Here is a 14,939-nt window from a genome sequence, read left to right on the forward strand (position 1 = left end):
CGACGATGCGGCCCTTCACAGAAAGCGAACGCCGATGGTTCTGCTGGCTCAGCTCAGTGACACCCATTTCAATATGGGCACCCGCAATGTCGAACGCGCCGAACGGGTGATGGGTTTCCTCGCCGAGCTGCCGCAGCGACCGGATCTCATCCTGGTCACCGGCGATATCACCGACGAGGGCGAGCTCGACGAATATCGGCAGGCCCGGCTGGCGTTCACCTCCGAGATTCCGGTGCTGGTGCTGCCCGGCAATCACGACGACCGCGGCAATATGCGGCAGATCCTCTTCGACCAGGACCCCGGCTACGCGCCCATCAACAATGTGCACCGCGGCGACGGCGTGACCGTGGTGCTGCTGGATTCCAGCATTCCCGGCAAGCCCGAGGGCCGCCTCGACGAGGAGACCTACGCCTTCCTCGAGGACGCCCTCGCGCAGACCGCCGCCGACGACACCGTGCTGATCGCCATGCATCACCCGCCGGTGCCGGTGCAGTCCACCGTGGTGGACCCGATCCGCCTGACCAATCCGGAACGCCTCGCCGAGATCGTGTCCGGCGACACCCGCATCGCGGCCGTGCTCACCGGGCACGTGCACGCCGGGCTGATGACGGCGTTCGCGGGCAAGCCGCTGATCGTGGCGCCCAGCGTGTCCTCCACCATCGGCTGCGAATGGGAAACGCGCGCACCGGGACACGTGCCGATCGACTTCGCGCCCGACCCTTCGCTGGTATTCCACTCGATCACCGAGGCCGGACTGCTGTCGATGTTCCGCCCGATCGGGATGGCCGGTCGGCTCAGCGAAGCGGCGGAGTGACCACCGCGCCGCGCCGGTACACCGACGGCGTGGTGCCGGTCCAGCGCTTGAAGGCGTGGATGAAGGTCGACGCCTCCGCGTAGCCCAACCGAATCGCCACATCGCTCACCGATAGCGGTGTGGCGGTGAGCATTTCCTCCGCCAGCGCACGGCGCACCTCGTCCAGCAGCTGCCGGTAGCTGGTGCCCGCCGTGTCCAGGTGACGGCGCAGGGTGCGGGTGCTCATATTGAGATCCCTTGCCACCGTGTCGATTCCGGGTGGCACCGCGAATCCGTCCACGCCCCCGCGCGGGACCAGCCGCCCGCGCACCTCGGCCGCGATGCCGGTGCGGGCGCGGCGGCGCGACACCAGATCCCGGCACTGGGCCAGGCACATGGCCCAGGTGTGGTCGTTGGCCTGCGGCAGCGGCTGCTCGAGCAGGGTCGGATCCAGGGCGAAGGTGGTGTGCGGCTGCTCGAAATGTGGCTGCAGGCCGTAGATTTCGATGTACAGGTCCAGGTTGGGCGGGGCCGGGAAGGCGAAGTCGGCGCGCAGCAGTTCGACCCGGTGGCCGAGCAGATCCGACAGCACCTGATGCATGGCCGTCACATCCCGCTCCACCAGGAAGCGCCGCACATCCGCGGGCACCCGCTCGTCGTGCACCACGAATTCGCCGGGCTGCCAGCGGGCCGCCGGAATGCAGAAGGTGAAACTCAGCTCCAGGAAGCGCAGCGCGAAAGCGATGGCCTCGCCCAGGGTGGGGCTGCTGACGCAGGCGAAGCCGAAGATGCCGAAGGTGGAGATGCGATACCGCCGCCCCACCTCGAGCCCCAGATTCGGCCGCACGCCCAGCTCACGCACCAGATTCCGGATGATCGCCAGCTCGGTGTGCGCGTCGATCTGCGCGTCCGGATCCGCGAGCTGCTTCTCGGTGAGACCGCTGCCGTGCAGCATGCGGGCCGTCACCACCCCGTGCTCGCGCGCGAACCCCACCATGAGCGCGACGCTCGCCACGCCGCGGGGGAAATCCCAATCCCGGATGCTCGCCTCCTGCACGGTGCCCATCCCCTGATTATGGCCGAAATTCTCGATCAGGTCGCCCACGAAATCGGGACCTCGCTCCTACAGTGAGAGGAGTCTGCTATGTGAGGAGCACCACAATGCCGTCGGTCATCATCATAGGCGCCGGATTCGGCGGACTCGGCATGGCGATCGAGTTGCAGCGCAACGGCTTCCGGGAGTTCACCATCCTGGAGAAGGCGGCCGACCTGGGCGGGGTGTGGCGGGAGAACAGCTACCCCGGGGCAGCCTGCGATGTGCCGTCACCGCTGTACTCGTTCGCGCACGAACCCAAACCCCGGTGGCGGCAGCGCTATTCGACCCGCGCGGACATCTGGGAGTACATGCACGGGGTCGCGACGCGGCACGACCTGGCCGAGTCCATCGTGTTCGGGGCCGAGGTGACCGAGGCCGACTACGACGAGACCGCCCGGCAGTGGACCGTCCGCACCGCCGACGGCGTGGAACGCACCGCCGACGTGCTGATCTCGGCGGTCGGGCAGCTCTCGCGCCCGGCCATGCCGCCGATACCCGGCATCGAGCGCTTCGCCGGGGAATCCTTCCACTCCGCGCGCTGGGATCACGAGGTGAAACTCGACGGCCGCCGCGTGGCCTGCATCGGCACCGGGGCCAGCGCCATCCAGTACATTCCCGAAATCCAGCCGCAGGCAGCGCAGTTGACCGTGTTCCAGCGCACCGCCGCCTGGGTGCTGCCCAAATTCGACACCGACTACAAGCCGGTCCATCAGCGCGTGCTCGTCTCGATCCCGGGAATGCCGGTGGCCGAACGGTTCTCGTGGTGGATCATCGCCGAATTCGTGGCGCTGGGGCTGGTCGAGTTCCCCGGCATCGTGCGCGGGGTCGCGCGGATCGCCGAGAACCATCTCGAGGAGCAGGTCACCGATCCGGTGCTGCGCGCCAAACTCACCCCCGACTATCCGATCGGCTGCAAACGCGGACTGTTCTCCAACGACTACTACCCCGCGCTGTGCGAACCGAATGTGGCGGTCGAGACCACGTCCATCAGCGAAATCGTCCCCGAGGGTGTCCGCACCGCCGACGGCGTCCTGCACGAGGCCGACGTCATCATCTACGGCACCGGGTTCAAGGGCACGGAATTCTTGTGGCCCATGAAGATCCGCGGCCGCGGCGGCCGCGCGCTCGGCGATGTGTGGGACGGCGGCGCCCACGCCTACCTGGGCCTGTCCGTCCCCGAATTCCCCAATATGTTCATGGTCTACGGCCCCAACACCAACCTCGGCGTCGGCTCCATCATCTACATGATCGAATCCCAGGCCCGCTACATCCGCCACGCCGTCCAACTCCTGGCCGAACGCCCCGGCACCGCCCTCGAGGTCCGCCCCGAAACCGAGCAGGCCTTCAACGAGGCCCTCCAACAACGCCTTTCCCGCACCCCGTGGAATTTCTGCACGAGCTGGTACCGCACCCCGTCGGGCCGCATCACCAACAACTGGCCCGGCACCACCCGCAGCTACCGCCGCCGCACCAGGAAGCTCCACCTCCCGGACTACACGGTCACCCCCGCCCGATAGCCGCCTTCCCGACAAGGTCCAACAGAGCGGCCGAAATCAATGGCGTGGCAGCGATCGTATGAACGGCGGTCGAGCTGTGCGGTGTGCCGTTCGAGTCGGTCACCACCGCTCCACTCTCACGCGCGATCAGGACGCCTGCGGCGGTGTCCCACGGCTTGTTCGACAACAGAATGCAAGCATCGGTACGCCCTTCTGCCACCCATACCAAATCCAGTGCCGCCGAACCGAACATACGAATCCGCTCGACCCTGTCCGCAAGCCCGGCCGTCACTGCGAGCCTGACTCGATTCTTGCCGGCCGCTCCCTCCCCCACGCTGTAGTCGCCGAGGGAAACGATCGCACCCGAGAGCGACTCGACTCCACTGTTCTGCATCGGGCGACCGTTGACGAAGGCACCCTCCCCTTCGGTGGCGTAGTACTCGAGCCCGAGAAATGGCGCGCCGACCACACCGACAATCGGAATCCCCCGCTGCACCAAGGCAAGGGATACAGCGCAGAGCGGCAGACCGTGAATGAAGTTCGATGTTCCATCGATCGGATCGAGTACCCAGGACAGCTCCTGTGTGCCGCCTTCCAGCCCGTCAGGCCCGCCTTCCTCACCGATGAACGCGATCTCCGGGGTCTCGTCGGCAAGGTAAGCGCGCACCGTCTGCTGGATCGTGACGTCCAGTTCGGTCACAAGGTCACGATCCCCCTTGGCGCTCACCACACCTGGTTCCGTCGTGCCCAACAGCTTGCCTCCGAGCGCGACAGCGGAACGCGCAACTTCCAGGAGAAAAGGCTTCTCTCTCATTCGCTCGACTCCTCACGGGCATCCGCCCACATCGACTCGAAAACAGCCGCGAACGTGTCGAAGATCCCCGGCATGCCGGACTTGCGCGCCACGAACGCCGGGGAATCGATTCCCCTTGCGGTCGGCAGATACGGTTGCATTACACAGACATTCGTGTCGACGATGGTGATGTTGTATCGGAGTGGGGCATCGTAAGTACGCAGTGCGATCGAACCCGTCGCACTGTCGGGAACCCGCACCCGTAGCCGACGGAGGGTCCGCATATTCAGATCCGTAAGGCTGGTGAGAACCCCCGACGGATGCCCCTCCTCGCGCTCCCGAAGCCGGATGTAAGTGCCACTCGGTTCGAGGAACAGACATCTGAGGTGTGCCCCGGATTGCACAAGTCTCAGTATGTCGGCGTCAGAACACTGCTGACACAGTAGGTTCAGGGACAGCCCCACCATGTCGATTCGGCGCGCCTCCTTGAACAGCTCCTGTGGCGGCAGCGCGCGCAGGAATTCCATCCGATTGGGAAACACGGCCTCGATGTCCGCGACATCGGATCTGCAACCGGCCTTCGCAGCCATCTGCGACGGAGGAATCTGAGGCACCAGAGCGTTGATGGGGCCCGAATACTGTTCGAAGAGCTCATCTATCGACCAGTCCGGAAACATCGCGTGCAAGATCCGACGGTGGTGCGGATAGGGAAGGGTGGTCAACCCTCCCGCCAACCATCGGTAGAACTGTGCCTTCTTCGGGCCGCACCCCACCAACTCGGGATCGAGCCTCTTCGCAAATCGGTCGTATTCCCGGTTGAACACAGTGACGGTCTGCAGATGACGCTGTTGCAGTAGAGCTTTCAGAACAGTACCCACAGAGCCGCCTCGGGATGCAGTACCGGTGATATGCGAAATCCTACTCCCACGAGGAGACATAGAAGAGACATTCCTGTCGAGCAAGGAACCTCAGCGGTGCCGCGCCGAGACCGGTTCGACGGCGACGCTGTTGGCATGGGATCGAAACCGATCGCGCTGGGCTATCTCCGCCGGGACATCAGCGGGCCTCGCCAGGAATGGGATTCGTGTCGAATCCGTAGTCTGGCAAGTCGTCTCGGTTACTCGGTGACGAGAATCGTGGTGTTCACGGACGTCATGGCGAATCCGATCGACGGATTGATCGTGATCGCCACCAGAAGTCGCGTCGAGGCGGTGATCATCCCTTCGCTCGACCATGTCGACGGCAGCGCTCCCGCCACGCTGGTGGCGGTGGCGGATCTGATCACCGTCGATCCGCACGAAACCTTCGCGCGGTGGATCATTCCGCCGGATGCTCCCTGCGAGATGAGGATCCGTTGACAACGACGTCAGCGTCGGTTCATCCACCGCGAACCGATCTTGATGTGGGTGTCCGGTACTACCTCGGATTGCGGCGATTCGCCGTGGAGACCGGCATTCCATACGAACGGTTACAACGCTGGCGGCTGAACGGACCGGTGTGGGTCCCCGACCCCGTTGTCACCGTCGGCCGATGGCCGGGGTGGCCGCTTCCGATGATCGAGTACTGGCGGCCCGATCTGATCGCGGGCTGCGGTCCGGTGCCGTTCCAGTGGCCGGAGCCCACAATCGTTCACGCCGACACAACGGCTATGTGCCGCGATCATTCCGTCAGCACTGCGGGCCTCTGGCTGCGGATCAGGCAGGGCCGGATTCCCGAACCTGCGGTCTGGGTTGATGGCAAGCCTGGGTGGGCGGTTCGGCCCGATCAATTGTGATCGGCGTGTCCGGACTCTGTGGAGATGTTGAGAGGTGGCGGTGGGGAGGGGGCGGGACACGGCAGACTGGTAGGCGTGACCGATTCGTACCGGATTCGCGGCGGCGTGGCCGACCAGGCCGGCGTGGCCCGCGCCGGGAGAAGTACCGAGGGGGCGTTGCCCAGCGGGCCGTTGCGGCCGATCGAGCTGGCGGCGGGGGCGGTGCTCGGTGGGGCGACCGTCGGGCTGGTGACCCTCGGGTCGTTGGTGCCGTTCGCGGCGGCGCTGCAGTTGGTAGCGGCGGTGCCGATGGGGTTGCTGGCGCATCGGCATCGATTCCGCGCGCAGTTGGCGACCACCATCGCGGGGACGTTGGTGACGTTCGTGGCGGCGGGGCTGCTGTCGGCGGAGAACCTGGTCGGGGTCGCGGTGATCGGCGGGATCATCGGGACGGTCAAGCGGCGGCGCGGCGGGCTGCCCGCGGTGATCGGGCTCTCGACGCTGGCCGGAGCCATCATGGCGGCGTTGACGGTCGGGATGCTGCTCGCGCTCGCGCAGTCGCGGCACCTGTTGTTCGACAACATCCGCAATCTCGCCAAGGGCGTGGAAAACCTTGCGGCGCGGCAATCCTCGCTGGAACCGATCGGCCGGTTCGCGGCGAGCAGCACCGACACCGTGCTGCACTGGTGGTGGGTCTTCGTGGGCGGCGGCATCGTCGCGGCCATGCTGGTCAGCGGCGTGTTCTCGTGGTTCGTGCTGGGTTCGGTGCTGGATCGGCTGGCCTGGCTGCCCGGCCGTGACGATCTGCTGGACGCGCCCGCCGACGACCGGCCAGTGGCGCCGCTGCCGGTCACCCTGCGGCAGGCCGCCTTCCGCTATCCCGAGGCGCGCACCGACGCGTTGCAGGGCATCGACCTGACCATCGAGGTCGGGGAATTCGTGGCCATCGTGGGCCACAACGGTTCCGGAAAATCCACGCTCACCAGGCTGCTCGCGGGCCGCCCACCCACCTCCGGCACGGTCACCCGGCCGGGCGCGGCGGGACTGGGCGTGCGCGGCGGCACCGCGATGGTGTTGCAGCGCCCGGAGAGTCAGACCCTCGGCGTCCTCGTCGCCGACGATGTGGTGTGGGGCCTGCCCACCGCGGACGCCGCGAACGTCGATATCGACGGCCTGCTGGCCGAGGTCGGACTGGCCGGGATGGGCGGGCGCGAAACCTCCACCCTCTCCGGCGGTCAGCAGCAACGGCTCGCCGTGGCGGCCGCCCTGGCCCGCCGCCCCACGCTGCTGCTCGCCGACGAGGCCACCTCCATGATCGACCCCGAGGGCCGCCGCGATCTGGTGGCGCTGCTGGCCGACCTGCCGCGCAGGCATCCGATGGCCGTGGTGCTGGTGACCCATCACGAGGCCGACGCGGCCGCCGCCGATCGGGTGATCCATCTTCGAGAAGGCCGCACCGTCGATCACCTCCCCGCCTGGCCGCGACCCGTCCGCGATCCGCGACGGCGGCCCATGGGCGACCCGGTCCTCGAATTGCGCGGTGTCGCACACACTTACAACCGCAGCACCCCGTGGGAGGCGCCCGCCCTGCACGGCATCGACCTGACCGTGCGGCGCGGCGAGGCGCTACTCGTGGTGGGCGGCAACGGTTCCGGAAAATCCACGCTGGCCTGGATCATGGCCGGACTCACCGTCCCCACCGCGGGCACCTGCGAACTCCGCGACTTCACCCGAACCCGCCCGGTGCACAAGCGAATCGGGGCCGTGCAGTTGGCTTTCCAGCATTCCCGGCTGCAGTTGCAGCGGCAGAGCGTCGGCGAGGAGATCGAAGACTGGGGCGGGAGCGGCACCTACGCGGTCGCCAAGGCCCTCGACGCCGTGGGACTCGACCGCGCACTGGCCTCGCAATCGGTGGAGAAACTCAGTGGCGGCCAAGCCAAACGGGTGGTGCTGGCGGCGCTCGTCGCCGGTCACCCGCAGGTGGTGGTGCTCGACGAGCCGCTGGCCGGACTCGATCCGGAGGGCCGCGCCGGAGTGGTGGAACTGCTTGCCCGGCTGCGTGATTCGGGCCTGACGTTGATCGTCATCTCCCACGACGTCGCCGATATGTCCGCGGTCTGCGACCGCACCGTGCACCTGCGCGACGGCCGACTGGTCGACAACGACTCCCCGGCAACGGAATACAGCCCGAATCACGATATCCGCGGAGGCGTCCGATGAGCAGTGTCGTCCTGCGCGAGGTACCCACCGACAGCCCGGTGCATCGACTCTGGGCCGGTACCAAGATGATCGGCGTCTTCGTCTTCAGCCTGCTGCTGATGTTCATCCCGTCCTGGTGGCTGCTGGGCCTGGGCACCCTGTTCCTGGTCGGGGTCTTCCTGCTGGCGCGGCTGCCGCTGGGCACCCTGCCGCGCTTCCCGTGGTGGCTGTGGGCCGGTATCGCGATCGGGATGGCCATCGTCGCGCCCGTGGGTATGACGGCCGTCCTGCGCTCGGCCCAGGTCGTGTTGTTCGGATTCCTGCTGCTCGGTTCGTCGTTCATGCTCGCCTGGACCACGCCGATGGGTGAGATCGCGCCCGCGCTGGCGAAACTCGGTGCGCCGCTGAAACGGATCGGCTGGACCCGCAACGGGGTCCGGCACACCGTCCCGGTCGACGAGTGGGCCGTGGTGGTCGCACTGACCCTGCGCGGCTTGCCGCTGCTGCTCGAGGAGATGCGGGTGCTGCGCGCGGCCCGCCGGCTGCGGCCCAAGGATTCGCTGGTGCAGCGCGCGGTCGAGAATCCGCTGGTCGACATTCTGACCGCGAGCATGGCGGTGTCCTCGCGCCGCGCGGCCGAACTGGGCGAGGCCATCACCACCCGCGGCGGCACCGGCGAATTGACAGCACGCCCGGGCGCTCCCGGCCGCGGCGACCTGGTCGCGCTGTTGGTGATGACCTTGATGTGCGCGCTGGGTGTGGGTGTCGAACTGCTGTTTTAACGACGCTCGAGCCGAAAATTATTCGGTATGTCGGTGTGACGCGCTACGGTGATCTCCAGTAGAACGCGTTGCTGAACGCAACACGGCTCGGCTATTTCGCAAAGGGGGAATTCTTTCGGCCGAGCCATGTGTTGCCCCGAAAACCTGATGAAGATTGGAAGACCCATGATGCTGCGCAAGTTCACCGCAGTCGCCGCGCCGATTGTCACCGCGGTCGCCATCGCCGGAGCCGGTGTGGCCCACGCTGATTCGACGGTTCCCGACATCGGCTACCAGGCCCAACTGGTCGGCAACACCGTCGTCACCACCCTCACCAACGGCAGCTTCGAGCTGACCGGTGGGGACGTGAACATCAAGGACGCCTCCGGCGCCACCGTGCTCAGCCTGCCGCTCTCCTTCGAGCAGGACGGCTTCAGCTACCCGCTGCCGAGCAATGTCAGCGCGGACGGCTCCACGCTGAGCATGACGGCGGTCAAGGATGTCGCCGCGGCCACGCCGGTGCTGCATCCGGTCGCTTCTCTCGAGGAGAACACCCTCGCGATGCAGGCGTTCAACAGCCAGTTCGGCATCGCCACCGCCATCGGTAGCTTCGTCGGCCTGGCGATCGGCGCGGGCATCGGCGCCATCGGATTCCTCGGCGGCGCTTTCGGTTTGGCGACGGTGCCGCTCGCAGCGGGCATCGGCGCGGTCATCGGCACCCTGGCGGTGGGCGGCCCGGCGCTGCTGATCGCCGGTGTCGATCTGATCAGCACGTTGACCGCCGCACCGGGCACCACCAAGTGGGCGCACCCGTAAGACCGGTAACCCCCGAGTCGTCGGGTGCACCGTGCTGAATCACCGCACGGTGCACCCGGCAACCACCGGAACGCCCGCGAAGCGGTCGGACAGATAGTTCATGGCTCCCCACGCCTCCACGATGGCCGCCGGATTGTGGCCGGGGATCGCGGAATGCACGGCCGTGATGTTCGCGCCCAGGGCGCAGTAGCGGTCGACGAGGGCGCTGAACCCGGCCGACGGGATCACGTCGTCATTGTTGCTGTGGTACAGGTAAAGCGGCACGTCCGGGGCCCAGCCGCCCAGCTCTTCACGATTGGTGGCCGCCAGGAATTCCGGGCTGCCGAGGATGTCGCCGACCGCGGAGTAGTCGTCCACGTGGCCGTAGAGATGCCGCGATACCAGATCACCACCGCAGGCCGTGGCCTCCGACGCCTGTAGTGCGTGGCCGCTGTCGTTCAGATCGTCCGCTAGTCCGGACCCGGAATCGTTGCGCGCCAAGGCGAGCAGAATCAGCACCGCCAGCCCGGCCTGATAGCTGCCGTCCACACCACGCGCGATGGCGGGGATATTCGTCGGCACACCGCCCGAGGTGACACCGGCGAACCGCAGTTCGGGCGCATAGCTCGCGCGCAGCTGCATGGCCCACAGGGTGGCGAACGCGCCGCCCGAGTAGCCCCACGCGCCGAGCGGGCTGGCTTCGGTAATGCCCAGCGGGGCAAAGGATTTGGCGGCGCGCACGCCGTCCAGCACGGCCCGGCCGGAGTTCACGCCGTCGAAGAAGCGCGACTGCGGGCCCTCGTAGTCGGAGACCACCACGGCCCAGCCGCGGCGCAGCGCCTCGGCCAGGAACGGCACGTCGAGCAGGGTGGTGGCGATCGAGAAGTCGCGGCCGCCGCGCAGCGCGAACGATGGCGCGCAACGGGTTCCGAGACTGTCCTCGGCGATCTGATACGACAGCAGCGGTCGATCCCCGGGGCCGGTCCAGGGGGTGAGGGGCGACATCACGGTCGCCATGTCGGCGGCCGCCGCCCCGGCGGAGTCGGTGGTGCGGTACTGCACCTGCCAGCCGGCCACGGGAAGCGGGAGCCCGAACACCGCGATCGACCGGGAGCCGAGAATCGCGCCGTTGTCGAACTCTCCCAACGAGATCGGGGCCGTGTAGAACGGATCGTCATCGGGGTAGGGGATGTCGGCGTGCGTGCTGGGCACCACGACCGCCGCCGCCAGCAGGGTGACCGCGCCGATCAACCCGATGCGCCACCAGTGCCGAATTCCCCTCGCGTGCCCCGTCTTTGCCCGCCCCGGTGCCCCGAACCATGCGTCATCCCGCCGCATAACGCCCTCCAGCGTCGTATCACCGACGCTCCAAGCCACGGACTCGCACATCGCGCCGATAAGAACGCCGGCGCATCGGAGAACCAAAATTACTGCTGGTCCGGTCATCGGTCAACGACGCTCCGCGCGTCGTAACTCCGGCGTTGCGCGGTTTCTAGTACGAAACAATATATCCAGATACAAGTCCAGCATTTGGCAACTGGCTCTACCGATTGCATGCCAGTTGGCCGCATGCTCGGTCCTATGCTGCTGCGCCGCCTCCTCGCTCTCTATGTCGGACTCTGGTTGTACGGGTTCTCGATGGCCGTCATGATTCGGGCCGCGCTCGGCCTGGATCCGTGGGATGTCTTCCATCAGGGCGTGGCCCGGCAGGTGCCGCTGAGTTTCGGGACCATCGTGGCGATCACCGGCGCGGTGGTGCTGCTGGCGTGGATTCCCTTGCGGCAGTGGCCCGGTCTGGGCACGGTCAGCAATGTCGTGGTCATCGGTGTCTCGGTGGATGCCGGACTGTGGCTGCTGCCGGAGTTGCAGGGACTGCCCGTGCGCATCGCGGCGATGGGCGCCGCGGTGCTCCTCAACGCGATCGCGACGGTGCTCTACATCGGCGCGGGCATGGGCCCGGGACCGCGCGATGGCCTGATGACTGGTCTGGTGCGGCGCACCGGCAAACCGGTCTGGCTCATTCGCACCGGACTCGAGGCAACGGTGCTTTCCGTCGGCTGGATTCTCGGTGGCAGCGTCGGCGTGGGCACGCTGGTGTACGCGTTCGGCATCGGCCCGCTGATCCAGCTCATGATCCCGTTCGTCGACCGATTCCTGCCGGGATTCCACGAGGAGAAGGTCACCGAATCCGAGCCCGCCCCCGAGTCGATGGCCGCCTGACCCCTCCGCCGCACCGGGCTCGCGTTGTTCGGCATCTAGGGTGTGGCATGGGGAGTTTCAGCATCGTATTCAGCGATCCGGATTCTGACCGCGAGGCCGCCATGGCGGTGGGGGTGATTCGGCTCGGCGAGTTCGCGGAGTATTTTCGGGCGCCGATCGGGTATTGGGGGCTCGACGAGTATCGAGCGAGCTGGGTGGCAGGGCTGGAGCGGACAGTCGACGGGGAAAGCGTCTCGTGTCTGGCCGTTGCTATGGGTGATCCGAAAACGACCAACTTCGTGGAGGTTTGGCCGCTGTATCGGGACGGGGACGTGGTGCATGTTCAGAATCGGCTGATCTTTCTGGATCAGCTCGACCACGATCTCGACCCGGCTCGGCCGTGGGGCTCGCTCGGCGAGCGCGCCACGGTCGGCGAGGACGGGACGGCGATTTCGGAGTGGACGGTGTCGATGGCCGACATCGAGGGGTTTCTGGATTCGATTCGCTGAGCTACACGCGCAGGGTGCGGTCGAAGAGGGCGAGTAGTTCTCGGTAGTGGCGTTCGGCGGAGTCGGCGTCGTAGGCGGCGGTGTCGGCTTGGGTGTAGCCGTGGTGGGCGCCCTCGTAGGTTTCGGTGCGGAAGGTGACCCCGGCGGCGGCGAGAGCCTTGTCGAACTCGGCGATGTGCTCGGGGGTCATGTGCTGGTCCTCGCCCGCGTGGGCGAAATACAGTTCCGCGGTGATGTTCTCGGCCAGGCGGTGTGGGCTGTCCGGGGCATCGATGACCAGGGGGCCGCCATGGAATCCGGCCACCGCGCCGACCCGGTCGGGGAACATTCCGGCGGTCATCACCGCCAGGCGCGCACCCATGCAATAGCCGGTGAGACCGACCTTGCCGGGCGCGACGAGGGGTGAGTTCGCCAGCCAGTCGAGGTAGGCGGTGGCGTCGCCGCGCAGGCGTTCGCCGGTGAGTTCACGGATCATCGGGAAGACCTGCTGGAAGATGTCGGGGCGGGCCGACGGGTCGATGAAGTCCGGCATGTCGACCACCGGAGCGGGGCCGTGGCGGTAGAAGGCGTTGGGCAGCAGCACGGTGTAGCCGTGTGCGGCAATGCGATCGGCCAGTGCGCGCAGGCTGGGCCGCAAGCCGAAACCGTCCTGGATCACCAGCACGCCGGGGTGGGGCGCGCCGTCGTCGGGGTGGGTCACATACGCGTCGGCGACACCGTCGGGTGTCGTGATCTCGATCGATTCACCGTGCACTGCGGACATCTTCGAATCCTCCTGTGACGTTTGGCCTTTCGAACACTACCGAAGTGCGGACCCGCGTCACTCCCCCGCGCCGCGGTCGATGAGGTCGGCGAAGATGCGGGTGATGCGGTCGGTGAGGGCGGCGGGGGTGGTGCCGGATTGGGTGGCCCGCAGCGCGAATTTGCCGTCGACGGTGAGGGCGGCCATGCCGTGCGCGAGCGACCACCAGGCCAGGGCCATGGTCTCGGCGTCGGCGGCGGGCAGGAAGCCGGAGGTGACGGCCTCGGCGACCGTGGATTCCAGGACGGCGAAGGCGGCGTCGCCCGCGGCCTCGGTGTCCGGGTGTTTCTCGGGCTGGGAGAGCTCGGGGCGGAACATGATTCGGAAGTAGGCGGCGTGGTCGCGGGCGAAATCGACGTAGCCGTTGGCCATGGCGATCAGGGCGGCCCGCGGATCGGAGGCGGTGACCTGAGCGGAAGTCATTGCCGCGCCCAGGATTTCGAAGCCGCGGGCGGCGAGGGCGGACATCAGGGCGGCCCGGTCGGCGAAATGGTGGTAGGGCGCGCCGGGGCTGACACCGGCCTCGCGGGCGACCTTGCGCAGACTGACGGCAGCCAGGCCCTCGGACTCGATCAGCTGCAGGGAGGCGCGCAGCAGTTCCTCGCGAAGGTCCCCGTGGTGATAGCGGTCCTTGGTCGGCGGCATGGGTCGAGCGTAAGGGGTTGACGGCTCCCGGCCTCGCAATCTATACATTGTTCAGATTCTAAACACTGCTCAGATTGGGGTTCGGCAATGTCAGATCTCGTTCTCGTCACCGGTGCTTCCGGCTTCGTCGCAGGTCATGTCGTCCAGGAACTGCTCGGCCGCGGGTACCGGGTGCGTGGCACCGTGCGCTCGGTAAAGCGCGCGGCCGCGGTGGCCGAGGTCCTGCCCGGCGTCGAACTGGTCGAGGCCGATCTGGGCTCGGACACCGGTTGGGCGCAGGCGGTCGAGGGCTGCCGGTTCGTCGTGCACACCGCCTCCCCGTTCCCGGCCGCCGAACCCAAGCATGAGGACGAGTTGATTCGCCCGGCCGTCGACGGCACCCTGCGCGTGCTGCGCGCGGCCGCCGCGAGCGGGGTCGAGCGGGTCGTGGTCACCTCCTCCATCGCGGCGGTCGAGGTCGGCAACGAGGGGCATCTGCTCACCGAGGCGGACTGGTCCGACCTCGCCCGCTGCGACGCCTATCAGAAGAGCAAGACGCTGGCCGAGCGCGCGGCCTGGGACTTCGTCGCCGAGCACCCGGAAGTCGAACTGGCCGTGATCAATCCGGGCATGATCATCGGGCCGGTCCTGCGCGCGGAGGCGGGCACCTCGGTCGGCGGCATCCGCACCGTGCTGGCCGGGGACATGCCGGGCGTGCCCCGGCTCAACTTCGCCACCGTCGACGTCCGCGACCTGGCCGCGGCCCACCGCCTGGCGATGGAGGTCCCCGCGGCCGCCGGGAACCGCTACATCTGCGCCGGACCGGAGGTCTCCTTCCCGGAGATGACCGAGATCCTGGCTGAGCGCTACCGCGTCTCCACCCGGGTCCTGCCCGACTGGCTGGTGCGACTGGTCGGCCGCTTCAACCCCGATGCGCGCCTGGCCGCCCGCTTCCTAGGCCGCTCGGAAAACCTCAGCGCCGCCAAGGCCCAGAGCGAACTCGGCTGGCAGATGCGCCCACTCGCCGACACCCTCTTCGACACCGCCGCCAGCCTCATCGAATTCGGCCTGGTCACCGACCCCGGCGCCGCCCGGACCCGCGCCGCCTGACGCCCGCCC

The 14,939-nt window shown here is 67.6% G+C and carries 15 protein-coding genes; 9 read left to right on the forward strand and 6 right to left on the reverse strand.

The genetic code is table 11. From position 1 onward, the window contains the following. Positions 1-34: 34 nt before the first annotated feature. On the forward strand, positions 35-814 hold the full coding sequence (locus ACYVN4_RS39200; RefSeq protein WP_460728298.1) for a metallophosphoesterase: 780 nt from the start codon (positions 35-37) through the stop codon (positions 812-814). Here ACYVN4_RS39200 and ACYVN4_RS39205 read toward each other — a convergent pair. Next, entirely contained in the window at positions 795-1,859 is a 1,065-nt protein-coding gene (locus ACYVN4_RS39205; RefSeq protein ID WP_460728300.1) for an AraC family transcriptional regulator, read from the reverse strand. The two genes, ACYVN4_RS39200 and ACYVN4_RS39205, sit on opposite strands and share 20 nt — an antisense overlap. Positions 1,860-1,954: 95 nt before the next feature. Here ACYVN4_RS39205 and ACYVN4_RS39210 point away from each other — a divergent pair, with 95 nt between their 5' ends. Then, positions 1,955-3,406, forward strand: coding sequence for a flavin-containing monooxygenase (locus tag ACYVN4_RS39210; RefSeq protein ID WP_460728379.1), 1,452 nt, complete (start codon positions 1,955-1,957; stop codon positions 3,404-3,406). Here the strand turns inward: ACYVN4_RS39210 and ACYVN4_RS39215 are convergent. Then, complete coding sequence (locus ACYVN4_RS39215) at positions 3,390-4,199, reverse strand: inositol monophosphatase family protein (RefSeq protein ID WP_460728302.1); 810 nt, start codon at positions 4,197-4,199, stop codon at positions 3,390-3,392. The genes ACYVN4_RS39210 and ACYVN4_RS39215 overlap by 17 nt on opposite strands. Then, positions 4,196-5,056 carry a DUF5919 domain-containing protein gene (locus ACYVN4_RS39220; RefSeq protein ID WP_460728304.1) on the reverse strand — a complete coding sequence of 287 codons (861 nt, stop codon included), beginning with the start codon at positions 5,054-5,056 and terminating at the stop codon, positions 4,196-4,198. Before ACYVN4_RS39220 ends, ACYVN4_RS39215 begins: the two co-directional genes overlap by 4 nt. Positions 5,057-5,191: 135 nt before the next feature. Between ACYVN4_RS39220 and ACYVN4_RS39225 the strand changes: the two genes are divergently transcribed. The 4 genes from ACYVN4_RS39225 to ACYVN4_RS39240 all read left to right on the forward strand — a co-directional run bounded on the left by ACYVN4_RS39225 (position 5,192) and on the right by ACYVN4_RS39240 (position 9,707). After that, a complete protein-coding gene (locus ACYVN4_RS39225; protein ID WP_460728306.1) occupies positions 5,192-5,536 on the forward strand; it encodes a hypothetical protein in 345 nt (114 codons plus the stop codon). Positions 5,537-6,075: 539 nt separating this feature from the next. After that, positions 6,076-8,151, forward strand: a complete 2,076-nt coding sequence (locus tag ACYVN4_RS39230; protein ID WP_460728381.1) for an ABC transporter ATP-binding protein — start codon at positions 6,076-6,078, stop codon at positions 8,149-8,151. Beyond that, positions 8,148-8,912, forward strand: coding sequence for an energy-coupling factor transporter transmembrane component T family protein (locus ACYVN4_RS39235; RefSeq protein WP_460728308.1), 765 nt, complete (start codon positions 8,148-8,150; stop codon positions 8,910-8,912). The genes ACYVN4_RS39230 and ACYVN4_RS39235 overlap by 4 nt, the downstream gene beginning before the upstream one ends. A 165-nt stretch (positions 8,913-9,077) precedes the next feature. Further along, the gene (locus ACYVN4_RS39240) at positions 9,078-9,707 is read left to right on the forward strand and encodes an ammonium transporter (RefSeq protein ID WP_460728309.1); all 630 of its coding nucleotides are present in this window, start codon (positions 9,078-9,080) and stop codon (positions 9,705-9,707) included. Positions 9,708-9,746: 39 nt separating this feature from the next. Here the strand turns inward: ACYVN4_RS39240 and ACYVN4_RS39245 are convergent, their stop codons facing one another. Beyond that, a complete protein-coding gene (locus ACYVN4_RS39245; protein WP_460728311.1) occupies positions 9,747-11,075 on the reverse strand; it encodes a lipase family protein in 1,329 nt (442 codons plus the stop codon). Positions 11,076-11,267: 192 nt separating this feature from the next. Between ACYVN4_RS39245 and yczE the strand changes: the two genes are divergently transcribed. Then, positions 11,268-11,906, forward strand: a complete 639-nt coding sequence (gene yczE, locus ACYVN4_RS39250) for a membrane protein YczE (protein WP_460728383.1) — start codon at positions 11,268-11,270, stop codon at positions 11,904-11,906. A gap of 47 nt (positions 11,907-11,953) precedes the next feature. Further along, positions 11,954-12,394 carry a hypothetical protein gene (locus ACYVN4_RS39255; protein ID WP_460728313.1) on the forward strand — a complete coding sequence of 147 codons (441 nt, stop codon included), beginning with the start codon at positions 11,954-11,956 and terminating at the stop codon, positions 12,392-12,394. 1 nt (position 12,395) lies between these two features. On the opposite strand, the gene ACYVN4_RS39260 is transcribed toward ACYVN4_RS39255, so the two are convergent. Both ACYVN4_RS39260 and ACYVN4_RS39265 read right to left on the reverse strand, forming a co-directional pair. Continuing rightward, a complete protein-coding gene (locus tag ACYVN4_RS39260; RefSeq protein ID WP_460728315.1) occupies positions 12,396-13,157 on the reverse strand; it encodes a dienelactone hydrolase family protein in 762 nt (253 codons plus the stop codon). A 57-nt stretch (positions 13,158-13,214) separates the two neighbouring features. Next, complete coding sequence (locus ACYVN4_RS39265; RefSeq protein ID WP_460728317.1) at positions 13,215-13,841, reverse strand: TetR/AcrR family transcriptional regulator; 627 nt, start codon at positions 13,839-13,841, stop codon at positions 13,215-13,217. 87 nt (positions 13,842-13,928) lie between these two features. Between ACYVN4_RS39265 and ACYVN4_RS39270 the strand changes: the two genes are divergently transcribed. Beyond that, positions 13,929-14,930 carry an SDR family oxidoreductase gene (locus tag ACYVN4_RS39270; RefSeq protein WP_460728319.1) on the forward strand — a complete coding sequence of 334 codons (1,002 nt, stop codon included), beginning with the start codon at positions 13,929-13,931 and terminating at the stop codon, positions 14,928-14,930. Positions 14,931-14,939: the final 9 nt, after the last annotated feature.

It is taken from the genome of Nocardia heshunensis, from assembly GCF_054782115.1.

What these genes read in the sequence shown, in the direction of transcription:
- ACYVN4_RS39200 (WP_460728298.1), top strand. Translation starts at nt 35, where the DNA reads ATGGTTCTGCTGGCTCAGCTCAGTGACACCCATTTCAATATGGGCACC.
- ACYVN4_RS39205 (WP_460728300.1), bottom strand. Translation starts at nt 1,859, where the DNA reads ATGGGCACCGTGCAGGAGGCGAGCATCCGGGATTGGGATTTCCCCCGC.
- ACYVN4_RS39210 (WP_460728379.1), top strand. Translation starts at nt 1,955, where the DNA reads ATGCCGTCGGTCATCATCATAGGCGCCGGATTCGGCGGACTCGGCATG.
- ACYVN4_RS39215 (WP_460728302.1), bottom strand. Translation starts at nt 4,199, where the DNA reads ATGAGAGAGAAGCCTTTTCTCCTGGAAGTTGCGCGTTCCGCTGTCGCG.
- ACYVN4_RS39225 (WP_460728306.1), top strand. Translation starts at nt 5,192, where the DNA reads ATGGGATCGAAACCGATCGCGCTGGGCTATCTCCGCCGGGACATCAGC.
- ACYVN4_RS39235 (WP_460728308.1), top strand. Translation starts at nt 8,148, where the DNA reads ATGAGCAGTGTCGTCCTGCGCGAGGTACCCACCGACAGCCCGGTGCAT.
- ACYVN4_RS39240 (WP_460728309.1), top strand. Translation starts at nt 9,078, where the DNA reads ATGATGCTGCGCAAGTTCACCGCAGTCGCCGCGCCGATTGTCACCGCG.
- ACYVN4_RS39245 (WP_460728311.1), bottom strand. Translation starts at nt 11,075, where the DNA reads ATGTGCGAGTCCGTGGCTTGGAGCGTCGGTGATACGACGCTGGAGGGC.
- yczE (WP_460728383.1), top strand. Translation starts at nt 11,268, where the DNA reads ATGCTGCTGCGCCGCCTCCTCGCTCTCTATGTCGGACTCTGGTTGTAC.
- ACYVN4_RS39255 (WP_460728313.1), top strand. Translation starts at nt 11,954, where the DNA reads ATGGGGAGTTTCAGCATCGTATTCAGCGATCCGGATTCTGACCGCGAG.
- ACYVN4_RS39260 (WP_460728315.1), bottom strand. Translation starts at nt 13,157, where the DNA reads ATGTCCGCAGTGCACGGTGAATCGATCGAGATCACGACACCCGACGGT.
- ACYVN4_RS39265 (WP_460728317.1), bottom strand. Translation starts at nt 13,841, where the DNA reads ATGCCGCCGACCAAGGACCGCTATCACCACGGGGACCTTCGCGAGGAA.
- ACYVN4_RS39270 (WP_460728319.1), top strand. Translation starts at nt 13,929, where the DNA reads ATGTCAGATCTCGTTCTCGTCACCGGTGCTTCCGGCTTCGTCGCAGGT.